At 62.9% G+C, this 14,998-nt stretch carries 15 protein-coding genes; 13 read left to right on the forward strand and 2 right to left on the reverse strand.

The window, feature by feature from the left end; translation table 11 throughout:
* Positions 1 to 145: 145 nt before the first annotated feature.
* The 10 genes from IPM12_16050 (at position 146) to IPM12_16095 (ending at position 10,130) form a co-directional block, all read left to right on the forward strand.
* Positions 146 to 484 carry a hypothetical protein gene (locus IPM12_16050; GenBank protein MBK9149317.1) on the forward strand — a complete coding sequence of 113 codons (339 nt, stop codon included), beginning with the start codon at positions 146 to 148 and terminating at the stop codon, positions 482 to 484.
* A gap of 2 nt (positions 485 to 486) precedes the next feature.
* Complete coding sequence (locus IPM12_16055) at positions 487 to 1,965, forward strand: hypothetical protein (protein ID MBK9149318.1); 1,479 nt, start codon at positions 487 to 489, stop codon at positions 1,963 to 1,965.
* Positions 1,966 to 2,087: 122 nt separating this feature from the next.
* Positions 2,088 to 3,440: a Na(+)-translocating NADH-quinone reductase subunit A gene (locus tag IPM12_16060; protein MBK9149319.1), complete on the forward strand. Its 1,353-nt coding sequence runs from the start codon at positions 2,088 to 2,090 to the stop codon at positions 3,438 to 3,440.
* 9 nt (positions 3,441 to 3,449) lie between these two features.
* Positions 3,450 to 4,637 carry an NADH:ubiquinone reductase (Na(+)-transporting) subunit B gene (locus IPM12_16065; protein MBK9149320.1) on the forward strand — a complete coding sequence of 396 codons (1,188 nt, stop codon included), beginning with the start codon at positions 3,450 to 3,452 and terminating at the stop codon, positions 4,635 to 4,637.
* Positions 4,638 to 4,646: 9 nt separating this feature from the next.
* Positions 4,647 to 5,450: an NADH:ubiquinone reductase (Na(+)-transporting) subunit C gene (gene nqrC / locus IPM12_16070; protein ID MBK9149321.1), complete on the forward strand. Its 804-nt coding sequence runs from the start codon at positions 4,647 to 4,649 to the stop codon at positions 5,448 to 5,450.
* Entirely contained in the window at positions 5,447 to 6,124 is a 678-nt protein-coding gene (locus IPM12_16075; GenBank protein ID MBK9149322.1) for an NADH:ubiquinone reductase (Na(+)-transporting) subunit D, read from the forward strand. The genes nqrC and IPM12_16075 overlap by 4 nt, the downstream gene beginning before the upstream one ends.
* 12 nt (positions 6,125 to 6,136) lie before the next feature.
* Positions 6,137 to 6,751 (forward strand): NADH:ubiquinone reductase (Na(+)-transporting) subunit E, encoded by a 615-nt coding sequence (gene nqrE / locus IPM12_16080; protein MBK9149323.1) that lies wholly within the window; start codon positions 6,137 to 6,139, stop codon positions 6,749 to 6,751.
* A gap of 6 nt (positions 6,752 to 6,757) precedes the next feature.
* Positions 6,758 to 8,065, forward strand: a complete 1,308-nt coding sequence (locus IPM12_16085; GenBank protein ID MBK9149324.1) for an NADH:ubiquinone reductase (Na(+)-transporting) subunit F — start codon at positions 6,758 to 6,760, stop codon at positions 8,063 to 8,065.
* 16 nt (positions 8,066 to 8,081) lie between these two features.
* Complete coding sequence (locus IPM12_16090) at positions 8,082 to 9,071, forward strand: hypothetical protein (protein ID MBK9149325.1); 990 nt, start codon at positions 8,082 to 8,084, stop codon at positions 9,069 to 9,071.
* Positions 9,072 to 9,110: 39 nt separating this feature from the next.
* Positions 9,111 to 10,130, forward strand: coding sequence for an FAD:protein FMN transferase (locus IPM12_16095; protein ID MBK9149326.1), 1,020 nt, complete (start codon positions 9,111 to 9,113; stop codon positions 10,128 to 10,130).
* Positions 10,131 to 10,155: 25 nt separating this feature from the next.
* Here the strand turns inward: IPM12_16095 and IPM12_16100 are convergent, their stop codons facing one another.
* Positions 10,156 to 10,356 carry a cbb3-type cytochrome oxidase assembly protein gene (locus IPM12_16100; protein MBK9149327.1) on the reverse strand — a complete coding sequence of 67 codons (201 nt, stop codon included), beginning with the start codon at positions 10,354 to 10,356 and terminating at the stop codon, positions 10,156 to 10,158.
* Between the two features lie 98 nt (positions 10,357 to 10,454).
* On the opposite strand from IPM12_16100, the gene IPM12_16105 reads away from it, so the two are divergent.
* Positions 10,455 to 10,991 (forward strand): hypothetical protein, encoded by a 537-nt coding sequence (locus tag IPM12_16105; protein MBK9149328.1) that lies wholly within the window; start codon positions 10,455 to 10,457, stop codon positions 10,989 to 10,991.
* On the opposite strand, the gene IPM12_16110 is transcribed toward IPM12_16105, so the two are convergent.
* Positions 10,983 to 11,351, reverse strand: coding sequence for a DUF4260 domain-containing protein (locus IPM12_16110; protein MBK9149329.1), 369 nt, complete (start codon positions 11,349 to 11,351; stop codon positions 10,983 to 10,985). The two genes, IPM12_16105 and IPM12_16110, sit on opposite strands and share 9 nt — an antisense overlap.
* A gap of 44 nt (positions 11,352 to 11,395) precedes the next feature.
* Between IPM12_16110 and IPM12_16115 the strand changes: the two genes are divergently transcribed.
* Positions 11,396 to 14,512: a UvrD-helicase domain-containing protein gene (locus IPM12_16115; protein ID MBK9149330.1), complete on the forward strand. Its 3,117-nt coding sequence runs from the start codon at positions 11,396 to 11,398 to the stop codon at positions 14,510 to 14,512.
* On the forward strand, positions 14,509 to 14,961 hold the full coding sequence (locus tag IPM12_16120) for a GNAT family N-acetyltransferase (GenBank protein MBK9149331.1): 453 nt from the start codon (positions 14,509 to 14,511) through the stop codon (positions 14,959 to 14,961). Before IPM12_16115 ends, IPM12_16120 begins: the two co-directional genes overlap by 4 nt.
* Positions 14,962 to 14,998: the final 37 nt, after the last annotated feature.

A 14,998-nucleotide genomic window follows, 5' to 3' on the forward strand; every position in this document is an offset into this window, starting at 1 on the left:
TCCCTCCAAAACCCCAAAGCCATGAAACTCATGCTCGCCTCTCGCCTCTCGCCTCTCGCCTCTCGCCAACTTAGCCTCACTCATCGCGCAGCGCGCTAGAGCTGCGACTGGGAACACACTGCGCATTGTTGCATTGTTCACTCTAATGTCGACGGCATCTACCGGCTTCGCTCAGGACATCGAGTTGTACAATTTCACCAATGAGGATTTCCACGTTCAGGTTCACATTTGGCTGTATCCACCCTGCCCGGGCGTCGACCCGCATTCAGACTGGTGGGTATGCGTTCCTGCGAATTCCATGGTGCCTATCGTAGCACCACCAGAGAAGTTCTTGAAGTTCACCAAGATCGCATGTGAATGCAGTAGCACCGATCCTTCAGGCAGCTCGTATTGCGAGGATACGGCGAATACCGTTTTCGAGTGCAACAGCGTCTGGTACACCGCCGGGAATGGCGATCGTGAGTTCAGGGTCGAGTACTACTGAGCATGAACTCACAGGTTAATCTCCTCGGCCCGGCGCTCATGAGCGCAATGGCGGGCTTGGCTTGCTTGAATGGCCATGGGCAGCAGCGCAACGCACATTGGCTCTTTTGGCGCAATCACCTTGAGTTCGCTTCGGGCAACGCGGTGGCCAATGCTTCGAATTCGATTGACCGTTATGCGTGCATCAGCGATACCGCAGGTCAATTAAAGGCCTTTGTCGGGTACACCGCTGCGGCGGGTTACAACGTGTTCAACGCAAACGGCGATATGATCCCAGGCCAATCCATGGACCTGTTCATCTCCGGCACGGGGGCTGGCCGAGTGAACGCCTTGTTCATCCCGGTGCCCGGCCTGCCGGATGGGGCATTCCTCGCCTATCTCGATCGGGTGCTGGGCACTTCTCCGACGATTTACAGAGCAGGCCTCGTGCGCATGGACTTGGGTCCTCCTGGCCAATTGCCTTCATCCATGGAGCCGGAGACCCAATGGGTCACCGAAGATGTGGCCCGTTGGATATTCTGTACACCGCATGCGAATGGCGAAGACTATTGGATGGTGACCCAACCGCTCGGAGGGAATGCCTTTCACGCATTCCGAATCTCTGGCGGCGGCGCTGAGGCGGTCCCTTCCGTTAGCAATGCGGGGCCAATCAGGCCTTCAACCAGGAATCATGGCTTGGCCGTTCCCTCTGAAGATGGTTCGGTCATCGCTATCAGCATGCGGCCGAGCAACAGCAATGACTACGCGATCGATACCCTGAATTTGGATCTATACACCTTTGATTCCGCCCAAGGCGTGCTGAGCTACTGGTTGAATCTGCCAAGCCCGCGTGTTGAAGGCCTCGAGTTCAGTCCATCGGGTCGCTTCCTCTATGTGCTCGAGCACACCTTCCTGCAAGGCATCGGTGTGCATGAGACATTGGTGCAGTACGACCTGCAAGCCGGTGATGTAGCTGGCTCCCGCAGCGTGGTGCATGATTACATCCAAGGCCCCACCTTCGACTTGACCCGGCGTCAGCAGCTTGCCGCAGCCATCGATGGCCGCGTTTACCGCATCAGGAATAACCGCTCCGACACGCTCGGGGTGATCATGGCGCCTGACCTGGCAGCCCCCCTCTGCAATTACGTGCACGATAGCTTCATCTGTGCCGACGTGGTCGGCTCACTGCCCAATCCGCTCAAGCGCTATCACGATTCGCCCAACATCATCACATCAGCACCTTCCGCCGCGAGCGCTCCCATGCGGATCGCACCGCTGCCATTGGACCTTTCGGGCTGGCTCTCGCACGCGGACCTGAACGGCCCTTTGAAGCTCGCATGGCTCGATGCCGCGGGCCGCATGGTGCGCTCCGAGGCCGTGCTAGCCGAAGGTGGCCGCGCACCGTTGAACTCGGCGGGCCTTGCATCAGGCAGTTACATGCTTCAGGTGAGCGGTGCCGGCCTGCGGGCACCGATGAGCGTGAAGGTGCTGGTGGCGCGCTGAAGGAATAAACGAGCATCGCAAGGCTGTTGAAAACCCGCGAGTTCCGGCACCGCACCGCGAACTTGGAGGCGAAAGGTGCGCGACTACATTTGCCGCGCCCTTCCGGAAGGGGTACACGCAGCATGTCCAACACGATCCGGATCCGCAAAGGACTCGACATCCGCCTGAAGGGCGAAGCAGAGAAAGTCCTGGTGCAGGCTGATCCCGCGAAGGTCATCGCGATCAAACCGACCGATTTCCACGGCCTTGTGCCCAAGGTGCTGGTGAAGCCCGGCGACAAGGTGAAGGCGGGCACGCCCCTCTTCTCCGACAAGTACAACGAGCGCGTGCTCTGCACCAGCCCCGTGAGCGGCGAGGTGGCCGATGTGCTTCGCGGCGAGAAGCGCAAGGTGCTCGAGGTGCGTATCCTGGCCGATGCCCAAACGCAGTACGAGGACTTCGGCACCGGCGAGCCCAGCACCATGAACCGCGAGACCATCATCCAGAAGCTGCTCAAGAGCGGTGCCTGGCCGGTGATCACGCAGCGCCCTTACGACATCGTGGCCAATCCGGCCCAGGAGCCCAAGGCCATCTTCGTGAGCGCCTTCGACAGCGCGCCGCTGGCCCCGGACCTTGATCTGGTGGTGCGCAACCACGGCGCCGACTTCCAGACCGGCCTCGATGCGCTGGCCAAGCTCACCAAGGGCAAGCTGCATCTGGGCGTGAGCGACAAGACCGCCGCGCGCGAATTCCTCGATGCCAAAGGCGTGGTGCGCCAGAGCTTCAGCGGTCCGCACCCGGCGGGCAACGTGGGCGTGCAGATCCATGCCATCAGCCCCATCAACAAGGGCGATCTAATGTGGACCGTGTCCGTGCAGGATGTGATCCTCATCGGCCGCCTCTTCCGCCAGGGCCGATTCGAAGCCTCGCGCACCGTTGCCATCACCGGCAGTGAGGCGCGCAATCCGAAGTACGTGCGCACCGTGATCGGCGCGCCCGTGAAGGACCTGATCGGCAGCGTTGAAGGCAAGGTGCGCGTGGTGAGCGGCAACTGCCTCACGGGAACGACCGTGGGCGCCGATGGCTTCCTCGGCTTCTACCACGGACAGGTGACCCTGCTCCCGGAAGGCGATACCCCCAAGTTCTTCGCCACCGATGGCTGGGCCACGCCGGGCTTCAACACCTTCAGCGCCAACCGCAGCTTCCCCACCTGGCTCATGCCGGGCAAGAAATACGCGCCCGATACCAACCAGAATGGTGAGGAGCGCGCCTTCGTGATGAGCGGCCAGTATGAGAAGGTCTTCCCCTTCGACATCTACCCCGTTCACCTGCTGAAGGCCATCCTGGCCAACGACATCGAACAAATGGAGAAGCTGGGGCTTTATGAAGTGGCGCCGGAGGACTTCGCCCTATGCGAGTTCGTTTGCACCAGCAAGATCAATTCGCAGAGCATCGTCCGCGCCGGATTGGATGCCCTGAAGAAGGAAACCACCTGAGCGATCGGCATGAAAGCGCTGCGGAACCTCGTCGATAAGGTAAAGCCCACCTTCGCCAAGGGCGGCAAGCTCGAGAAGCTCCATTGGGTCTTCGACGGCCTGGAGACCTTCCTCTTCACCCCCGGGCACGCCACCGAAAAGGGCGCGCACATCCGCGATGGCATCGACCTGAAGCGGACCATGAGCATCGTGATCACGGCCATGATCCCCTGCCTGCTCTTCGGCATGTGGAACGTGGGCCATCAGCATTTCCTGGCGCTCGGGCAGTTCATGGAGCTGGGCGACGGCTTCTGGGACAAGTTCCTCTTCGGTGCGATCAAGGTGCTGCCCATCGTGGTGGTGAGCTACGGCGTGGGCCTCGGCATCGAGTTCCTCTTCACCAGCATCAAGGGCCATCCAATCCAAGAAGGCTATCTCGTGAGCGGCATGCTCATCCCTTTGGTGATGCCCGTGGACACCCCGCTCTGGATGGTGGCCGTGGGCGCCGCCTTCGCCGTGGTGATCGGCAAGGAGGTCTTCGGCGGCACCGGCATGAACATCCTCAACGTGGCGCTCACCGCGCGCGCCTTCCTCTTCTTCGCCTACCCCACCAAGATGAGCGGCGATAAGGTGTGGGTGAACACGGGCCTCGAAGAAGGACAGAAGCTGGTGGATGGCTTCAGCGGCGCCACCTCCTTGGGCCATGCCGCCAGCGGCGCCATCGACAAGGTGACGCCCATGATGCAATCGTTCTGGGGCTTCGAGGCTGGCAGCATCGGCGAGACCAGCGCATTCGCCTGTTTGATCGGCGCGGCCATCCTCATCATCACCGGCATCGGCAGCTGGCGCATCATGGCGGCCACCTTCCTGGGCGGCGCGGCCATGGCCGGCATCTTCAATTGGGTGGGCCCGCAGGTGGACAACGCCTACATGCAGATCCCGGTGCTGCACCAGCTCATGCTCGGCAGCTTCATGTTCGGCCTGGTGTTCATGGCCACCGATCCCGTGACCGCCACGCAGACCAATGCCGGCAAGTGGATCTACGGTTTCCTCATCGGCCTGCTCGCCATCCTCATCCGCGTGGTGAACCCGGCCTACCCTGAAGGCATGATGCTCGCCATCCTCTTCATGAACGTGATGGCCCCGCTGATCGACCACTATGTGGTGCAGGCCAACATCAAGCGCCGCCTGAAGCGCGCTGCGCTGCAAACCGCCTAACCGAACGCCATGGCCTTCGACAAGAACAGCAATTCGTTCACCTTCATCTTCGCCAGCGTGCTGGTGGCGGTGGTGGGCACCGTGCTGGCGGTGACCTTTCTCGCGCTGAAGCCCGCCTACGACGAGAACGTGCGGCGCGAGAAGATGCAGAACATCCTGGCCAGCATGAAGGTGAAGGTGGAGCGCGATGCAGCGCCGGAGAAGTACAAGGAACTCGTGAAGGAGACCTTGCTGGTGGATGCCCATGGCAAACCCACCGATGGCGATGCCTTCGGCCTGGATGTGCTGAAGCAATACAAGGACTGGAAGGCCAACGTGGTGAAGGCCGAGGACATGAAGTACCCGGTGTACAAGGCCAGCACCGATGGGAAGGACCTCTTTGTGCTGCCCATGGTGGGCACCGGCCTCTGGGGGCCGATCTGGGGCTACGTGAGCGTGGAGAGCGATGGCCGGACCGTGTATGGCAGCGTCTTCGACCACAAGGGCGAGACACCGGGCCTGGGCGCGGAGATCGCGACACCGGTCTTCTATGATCAGTTCCCCGGCAAGACGATAACCGAGGATGATGGCACCTACACCAGCATCAAGGTGTACAAGGGCGGCACAGGGACCACCGACCCGCACGGCGTTGACGGCATCAGCGGCGGCACCATCACCAGCGATGGCGTGCATGAGATGCTGAAGCGCACCTTGGCCGTGTATGATACGTATCTGAAATCAGTGGTTGCGCCTCCGCCGCCACCGGCCATGGAAGCGCTGCCCACCGACAGCCTCACGGCCGACTCCACCTCTACCAGCCTTGTGAACCCATGAGCACCGCCACTGCTGCACCGGCCAAACCCGCCGAAGGGCTCTTCAGCAAGAAGAACCGCAAGCTCATCGTCGATCCGCTCAACGACAACAACCCCATCACGGTGCAGGTGCTCGGAATCTGCTCCGCGCTGGCCATCACCGTGAAAGTGGAGAACGCGCTGGTGATGAGCATCAGCGTGATGGCCGTGCTGATCGCCGGCAACATGGTGATCAGCGCGCTGCGCAACATGATCCCCGGCCGCATCCGCATCATCGCCCAGCTGGTGATCGCCGCCGGGCTGGTGACCTTGGTGGACATCATCCTGAAGGCCTACGTGTACGACGTGAGCAAGCAGGTGGGCGTGTACGTGGGCCTGATCATCACCAACTGCATCATCATGGGCCGCTTCGAGGCCTACGCCATGGGCAATAAGCCGCTGCCCAGCGCCATGGATGCCATCGGCAACAGCCTCGGCTACGCTTGGATCCTGGTGGTGGTGGCCCTTTTCCGCGAGTTCTTCGGCAACGGCAGCATCATGGGCCTGCGCATCATCCCCGAGAGCCTCTACGGCGATGGCGGCATCGGATACTTCAACAACAACATGATGATCCTGCCGCCGATGGCCCTGGTCCTTGTGGGCATCATCATCTGGATCCAGCGCGCACGGAATACGAAACTCATTGAGCAGGCCTAATCACGAAGCGCCATGAACCTCGTAAACATCTTCGTCAAGGCGATCTTCATCGAGAACATGATCTTCGCCTACTTCCTGGGCATGTGCTCGTACCTGGCGGTGAGCAAGACGGTGAAGACGGCCGTGGGCCTGGGAGCCGCGGTGATCTTCGTGCTCGGCGTCACCGTGCCGGTGAACTACCTGCTGGAGAACCATGTGCTCAAGCAGGGCGCGCTCTCGTGGCTCGGGGCGGACTTCGCCACCATCGACCTGAGCTTCCTGTCGTTCATCATGTTCATCGCCGTGGTGGCCGCCATCGTGCAGCTCGTGGAGATGGTGGTGGAGAAGTTCGCGCCCGCCCTCTATGGCGCGCTGGGCATCTTCCTGCCGCTGATCGCCGTGAACTGCTCCATCCTCGGCGGCGCGCTCTTCATGCAGGAGCGGCAGTACAGCAACATCGCCGAGGCCAGCAGCTTCGCCTTGGGCAGCGGCGTGGGCTGGTTCCTGGCCATCGTGGCCATCGCCGCCATCCGCGAGAAGATCCGCTACAGCGATGTGCCCGCTCCCTTGCGCGGACTGGGAATCACCTTCATCATCACCGGCCTCATGGGCATGGCATTCATGGCCTTCATGGGCATCAAGATCTGATCACCGATGGGCCCTACGATCATCATCACCCTCGCGGTCTTCCTCACCGTCACGCTCCTGCTGGTGGGCCTTCTGCTCTACGCTAAGGCGAAGCTGAGCCCCAGCGGCCTGGTGAAGATCCGCATCAACGGCGAGAAGACCATTGAGGTGGAAGCGGGAAGCACCCTGCTGAGCACCCTCAGCGAAGCCAAGATCTTCCTGCCCAGCGCCTGCGGCGGCGGCGGCACCTGCGCCATGTGCAAGTGCCAGGTGCTCGAAGGCGGCGGCGAGATCCTGCCGACCGAGGCGCCCTACTTCAGCCGGAAGGCCATCCAGGATAACTGGCGCCTGGGCTGCCAGGTGAAGGTGAAGCAGGACATGGACATCAAGGTGCCCGAGGAGATCTTCGGAATCAAGAAGTGGGAGTGCGAGGTGGTGAGCAACTACAACGTGGCCAGCTTCATCAAGGAATTCGTGGTGAAGCTGCCTCCGGGCGAGACGCTGCACTTCGAGGCCGGCGGCTACATCCAGATCGATGTGCCGCCCTGCGAGGTGGATTTCAAGGACATCGACATCACCGCCCACCCCGAACTGGTGGCGCTTGGCCGCGATCCGCAGGACTTCAAGCCCGAGTGGGACAAGTACAAGCTCTGGGACCTGAAGATGAAGAACCCCGAGCCCATCTTCCGAGCCTACTCCATGGCCAACCATCCGGCCGAGGGCAATATCGTGATGCTCAACATCCGCATCGCCACTCCGCCTTGGGACCGCGCCAAGAACGGCTGGATGGACGTGAACCCCGGAATCTGCAGCAGCTTCGTCTTCAACTGCAAGCCCGGCGACAAGGTCACCATCAGCGGGCCTTACGGCGAGTTCTTCATCAAGGAGACGGGCGCCGAAATGCTCTACATCGGCGGCGGCGCCGGCATGGCCCCCATGCGCTCGCACCTCTTCCACCTCTTCCACACGCTCAAGAGCGGCCGCAAGGTGACCTACTGGTACGGTGGCCGAAGCAAGCGCGAGCTCTTCTATCTCGAGCACTTCAACAGCATCGCCCGCGAGTTCCCCAACTTCAAGTTCTTCGTGGTGCTCAGTGAGCCGCATCCCGACGACAACTGGAAAGTGAAGAAGGACGTGAACGATCCCGAGGGCGATGGCTTCACCGGCTTCGTGCACCAAGCGGTGATCGACCAGTACCTGAAGAGGCACGAGAGCCCCGAGGACATCGAGTTCTACTTCTGCGGACCGCCCATGATGAACGCCGCCGTGCTGAAGATGGTGGATGACTGGGGTGTGCCCAAGGAGAATGTGAGCTTCGACGACTTCGGCGGATAACGCTTGTTCGTAATGCATGGAGCAGCAGGGCCAGATGGTCCGGCTGCTCCGCTTCCCGCCCCTACTTTCACGCCTCCGTGATCACATCCGCCGGATGCTGCGCTGCGCACTCCCCCTGATCGCCGTGTGCGTCGCGCTCAGCGCTGCATGCCAGAGCGAGCCGGTGGATCAGCTTGCGGCGGACAGCAGCATCGTGTACCGCTTCGAGCTGAAGGAGGGAGCCCTAGTCATCGGCCGCATCGTGGCCGCAGATGCCGACTCCATCCATGTGGCCAGTGGCTCCTTCAGCCGGCACGACATCGCCCGGAGCGACATCACTCGGGCCAGTCGCTACAACGAAGGCAGCAACCGCTTCGGCAAGAACTGGTTCGCGGCGCCGGCCCCATCGCGCAACCTCATCGGCCCAACGGCGATCCCGATGCGTGCGCGCGAGATCCGATTCACCAGCACCTACCTGCTCTTCGATGCGCTCAGCGCTGGGCTCACCAAGCGGCTCTCCGTGAGCGCCGGCCTCGAGAAGACCTCCTTGCTCAGCCAGTCTTCGGTTGGCGGCATCTACTTCGGCTCGGTGAAGTACGGCGGAGCGATCGCCGAGGGCATCCATGTGGCCGCCAGCGCCAATATCCTGAGCGTGCCATACGGCGGTTGGGTATTCACCGATGATCGGCGCCTGAACCTGGGCTTCCTGGGCGGCTTGGCCACGCTCGGCGATGCCGACCGCAACCTCACGCTAGGCCTCAGCTGGTCCGTGCTCGACTTCCAGTGGATCACCCGCTATCCGTTGGTCACCGTGGGCGGCCAATGGCGCTTCGGCAAACGCTTGGGCCTGATCTCCGAGAATTGGGTGCTTCCCATTCCAGGTTCACGATCGCCCTATCTCCTCTCCTATGGCTTGCGCGTCATGGGAACGCGCATCTGCGCCGACTTCGGGTTGCTCAACAACGAGAACATCGCCAGCGTCATACCCATAGGCATCCCCTTCGCATCGTTCAGCGTGAAACGGTGATGCTTCCGACCCTTTGATTTGCGAAATGACGATTCGCGCATGATCCGCTCCTTCCCCCTCACCGGCATCGCCCTCGCAATCGCGCTAGCTTCATGCGGCCCCAAGAAGCCCGAGTGGATCCGGCTCGAAGGCAAGGCGCAAGGCACCACCTTCACCATCAACTACCTCGACTCGCTGGGCCGCGACCTCACCATGCCGGTGGACAGCCTCTTCCGCGTGATCGATCGCAGCCTGAGCCTGTGGGACAGCACCAGCACGGTGACGCGCTTCAACAGCGCTGCCGATTCATTCGCCACCAGTGATCGCCACTTCCAAGTAGTGCTCGCGCTTTCCAGGCAACAGTGGAGCGTAACGCAAGGCGCCTTCGACCCTACCGTGCTGCCGCTGTTGCGCGCATGGGGCCTTGGCAAGGAAGGCCGTGCTGCGCTCGACACCGCTACGATAGATGGCCTCATGCCATGCGTGGGCATGCCGCGCATCTACATCCCCGATAGCTGGGAGCGGACACCGGGATCAACAGCGCTCACCTTCCGCAAGAGCGCTCCGTGCGTGCAGTTCGATCCCAACGGAATCGCACAAGGCTACACCGTTGACATGCTCGCCGGGCTGCTGCGCCAACGAGGCATCGAGCGATTCATGGTTGAAGTGGGCGGCGAGGTGCGCGCATCCGGGCTGAATGAGCGTGGCGAGCCGTGGACGATCCAGATCGACAAGCCCATCGATGGCGATGCGCACGTGCAACAGACCGTGGTGCGCTTGAACGACCGCAGCCTGGCCACCAGCGGCAACTACCGCAAGTTCATCGAGGTGAATGGCAGGCGCTTCGGCCACACCATCGACCCGCGCACCGGAAGGCCCGCGATGACCAATCTGCTCAGCGCCAGCGTGATCGCCGAGGATTGCGCCACCGCCGATGCGCTGGGCACCGCGCTGATGGTGATGGGAACGGACGCCGCAAAGGACTGGCTCGTGCAGCACCGCGAGGTGGACGCCTACCTGATCAGCGATGATGGGGAAGGCGGATATGCGGTGTGGAGCACTGCGGGTTGGCCTGAATGAATATGGAAGGTTAAGGCTTCAACCTTCACCCCCCGACCTCCTCCCGCTTGCACTTCTCTTCCGGCCGTGCGCCGCAGAAGCCGCAACTGCCACCTTCGGCCTGAACCAGAGGATTGTTGCTGGCGCACGTACCGGCGAACTCGCCCCCCTTCTTCGCCCAGATCTTCACGGCGATGCCCGCGAAGGCAAGAGCGAGAAGACTGACGCCGAGTAGTATGGTGATCAGGGCCGTGCTCATGCTCAAGGATTTGCAACCGGCGCGAAGGTAGAGTCCGACTGATGCCGATCAGCTCCGGGCATTTGCCGCGAAGGCATCTTCCGGCCATGAGCGAGCTCCGATTCCGACCGCGCTTCCGGTTCCGCACGCCCCTGCATCCCGATGCCATCCGTGACCGCCTGCGCGCGCAGGTGCGCGATGCCAATCCGGCTGGTTACCGGCTCAAAGGCAACCTCCCCCACATGATCCTGCAATATCCGCCTGACCAGCAGCGGCTGTGGACTCCGCAAATGGACATCGACCTGGAGATGGAGCAGGAACCCGGACAGGAGACCTTCACGGTGGTGCGGTGCATGATCGGTCCGGCGCCCACGGTGTGGATGATGTTCATGGGCGGCTACATCGCCCTGGGCCTGCTGGCCACCTTCGGGCTGGCAATCGGCTATCCGCAATTGCGGCTGAACGAATCGCCGTGGGGGCTGTACGGCGCGGCCATCCTGGTGACCGCTGGAATGGTCCTGTGGCTGTTGGCCCAAGTGGGCAAGCACCAAGCACGGGAGCAGATGCGCGCCTTGCTGCGCTTCATGGATGCCTCACTCGGTTGCGATTGCTTGGCCGCAGCAGAAGAAGAGCGCTCACGCTGAAGGTCCGCGTCCCTTCCCGATCCACCCCAAATGCGTGTGGTGGAAATCGTCGTTGAACTTGAGGCCGTAACCGAAGATGCGGTCCATGCTGGCATGGCCAAAGAGGATGACACCACCTGCGGTGACCCAGCCCGACATGAGCAAAAGGCCAGTGGCCAGGACCACGATGCCGACGCCCTTATGATGCAGCAGGTTGTAAGTGAACGCTCCGATACTGGAGCTGAACAGATATCCCAGCATTCCGATATCAGGCCCAATCAGCAACAACGCGTACGCCCACCAGGTTGCGTCCGTGGCTGCCAGATAGTACGCGCACGCGAGGAACTGCGCCAGTTCCTCCAGTCTAAGCAGGTTCTTCATTCCTCAAGGATAGCGCAGAATGCCCTGCGGCTATCTTCCCGGCCATGTTCAAGGTGATCCGCAGCAGCGCCGGCGCAGGCAAAACGCACGCCCTGGTGAAGCACTATCTGGTGCTTTGCCTGCGCAGCGGCAATGCGTCGGCCTACCGCCAGGTGCTCGCGCTCACCTTCACCAATAAGGCCGCTTCCGAAATGCGCGACCGGGCGGTGGAGTACCTGCGCAAGCTCGCCGCACGAGACACAGGCGAGGGCCGCATGCGCGATGTAATGGATGCGCTGGTGCAGCAAGCCGGGGCCGACGAGGCCGAGATCGGGCAACGGGCCGATGCCACCCTGCGCCACATGCTGCACCATTTCGGCGATGTGGCCATCAGCACCATCGATGCGTTCACCCGGCGCGTCGCCAGGCCCTTCGCGCGCGACCTCCGATTGGATCAGGCGCTGCGCATGACCACCGATGCCGACTGGTACCGCGACCGCGCCGTTGACGCCCTGATCGCCGAAGCCGGCATCGACCGCGAGGTGACCCGATTGCTGGTGGAGGCTTGCGACCAATTGCTCGATGACGAACAGAAATGGGATCCCGCCGTGCGCCTTAGGCTGCTGATCGGCGAACTCGACAAGGAGCGCTCCATCGAGCCGCTCAAGGCCTTGAGCCAGCTCGATGCGCAAACGGCCGCATTGCTGCGCGCGAAGCTGCGCGATGGGATGAAGGCGTCACAGGAGAGCATCCGCGCAGCGGGCAGTAGTGCGGTTGCCGTGCTCGATGGCGTGGGTGTGCCGGACGATGCGTGGGCCCAAGGCGTCAAGGGCATCCCCACCTACCTGAGGAGGATCGCCGCCTTCGACGGCACGTGGGTCAAGGAGGGCAAGCTCGCGCTGAAGGCCATTGAGAAGGATCAATTGCACAGCAACAAGGCCGATGCCGAGGCGAAGGCGCGGATCGCGGCGTCCGCGCACGACCTGCGCGAGCGGTTCGCTTCGGCGCATGAGGCCCTGGTCACGGCCCAGCGGCGCTACTTCCTGCTGCGTGCCATGCGACGTGAGCTGCCCACCGCCTTCGCCCTGCACGAGCTGAACCGCCATTTGGAGCAGATCAAGCACGACGATGGCGTGGCCTTCTTCAGCGACCTCACCCGGCGCGTGGCTGAGGTGGTCCGCAACGAGCCTGCGCCCTGGATCCTGGAGCGCGTGGGCGAACGCTACCTCCACTTCCTGCTCGATGAGTTCCAGGACACGAGCCTGCTGCAGTGGCAATGCCTGCTGCCGCTCATCGACAACGCCCTCGCCAAAGGCGGAAGCGCCTTCATCGTGGGCGATGCGAAGCAGGCCATCTACCGCTGGCGCAATGGCGAGGCACAGCTGCTCACCGATTTCCCGCAGCTTCATGCCAGCAGCCACAGCGAACATGACCGCGGATACGAAGCATCCCTCCGCCGCCATTACGTGGAAGGCGAGCGCCTGGTGACCAACCGGCGCTCGGCGCGCGCGATCATCGAGTTCAACAATTCGCTCTTCGATGCGCTCCCAGCCATGCTGCCGGAGCACCTGCGCAAGGCGTACGACCAGCAGCGACAACAAGCGCAGGGCGATGCACAAGGGCTGGTGCGCATCCGGGTGCTGCCGGCCGACCTGAAAGGAGCCGATGCCCTGGAGGCCCAGGAGCGATTCCTGCTGGAATCGGCGCAGGCCGCGCTCTCCGACGGGTTCAAGCCAGGTGACATCGCGGTGCTGGTGCGCGGCGGAACCATGGGCAAGCGCTGCGTGGAATGGCTGAAGCACGCCGGGCACGCGGTGAGCTCACCCGATGGCGGCAAGCTCATCAGCAGCGACGGCGCCCAAGCGATCATCGACCTGCTGCGCGTGATCCATGCCCGCGATGAATGCGCCGCCGCACGCGCATTGCAGCGCATGCATCGATTGCAGGCACCCGCCGGCGCCCAGCAGGTGAACCCGTTCCCCGTTTCGCGGAAGGGCATCGTCATGGAGCGGATCGACGCCTGGCTGCGCGAACACGGGCGCCCCACCCTGCGCACCACCATCACGGCGCTCCTGGAGCGATTGGCCTTCGCCCTCGGCCTCGATCCCGCGCTCGATGGGCAGCTGCTGGCCCTGCTCGATGAGGCGCACGGCTTCGGCCTGGAGCACGGGCAGGACATCGCGGCCTTCGTCGAGCATTGGGACCGCAAAGGCGGTGAGCGCTCGGCGGACGCGGGCGCATCGCCCGATGCCGTGCAAGTGCTCACGATACACAAGGCCAAAGGCCTCGAATTCCCGGTGGTGATCGTGCCCGCCACGCAGATGCGAAGCGGGAAGCTGAAGGGCGAACGGCTCTGGATCGATGCCCGCGAGCTGTTGCCCGAACTGCCCCTTGCCTTGATAAGTGATGGTTCCCCGATGCACGAGGCGGGTGTACCTGAACTTGTGGAAGAGGAACACCTGCGCCTGCTCGATGACATCAACCTGCTTTACGTGGCCTTCACCCGGCCCAAGCAGCGCCTATTGGCCTGCGCCCGCACCGACAAGGCCGACCCTGTCACGAAACAGCTCATCTCATGGCTCGAGCCCCAGTTGCAAGGCGAATGGTTCACGAGTGGCAGCGCATCGCCGCCGTGGCAGGCGCAACTGGCGCCCAGCGTTGAGGTGCTGCGCGCGAGCACGTACACAACGCCGCGCGATCTTCCCTTGCGATTCGAGGCCCCCGAATCCTGGGACCTGTCCGATCCCGACCCCCTGCGCCGCTACGGGATCCTGGTGCATGACGCGCTGAGCCGCGTGGCCATCGCCGATGATCTTCCCACGGCGCTCGGCGCCATGCTGCGCGAAGGCACCATCGATCAGGCCGAACGGGAGTCGCTCCATGCGCGCCTCGAGCCCCTGCTGCTATCCGATGCACTGGCGCCCTGGTTCGCGCCCGGGCTCCGCGTCCGCAACGAGGCCAGCATCATCACCGCCAACGGCCATGCGCTTCGCCCGGATCGGATCGTGCTCGATGGCAAGGCCGCGCGCGTGCTCGACATCAAGACCGGCGCCGCTTCGCCCAGCCACCACGACCAAGTGCGCGGCTACATGGAACTGCTCACCGAACTGGGCCATGCGCCGGTTGAAGGCGCCTTGCTCTACACGCGCGATGGCCGCGTTGAAATCGTTCATCCGCGATGAGCATCGCTTTCCGCACGAAGCCCTTCGATCAGCTCAACGCCCGCGAGCTGCATGACCTGCTGAAGCTGCGCATCGACGTGTTCGTGGTGGAGCAGCATTGCCCATACCCCGAGCTCGACGGCCGCGACCTGGAGGCACTGCACCTGCTCGGCCATGCCGCCGATGGCGGGTTGATCGCCTGCGCGCGCATACTCCCTCCAAGTGACGATGGAATGCCGCGGATCGGACGCGTGGCGGTGCATGAAGCGCATCGGGCCAAAGGCATCGCGCATGCACTGATGCGATTCGCCTTGGAGGAGATCGAGCAGCGCTACGGATCGAAGCGCTCGAAGCTCTCCGCGCAATCGCACCTGCAGGCCTTCTATGCGAAGCATGGCTACAGCGCCGTGAGCGATGAGTACCTGGAGGATGGGATACCGCACGTGGACATGGAGCGGCGGGAGGGGTGAGCGCCACACGCGCCATGCCACAATACCTCCGTGAAGG

This window comes from Flavobacteriales bacterium (genome assembly GCA_016716605.1).
Taxonomy (GTDB): domain Bacteria; phylum Bacteroidota; class Bacteroidia; order Flavobacteriales_F; family PHOS-HE28; genus PHOS-HE28.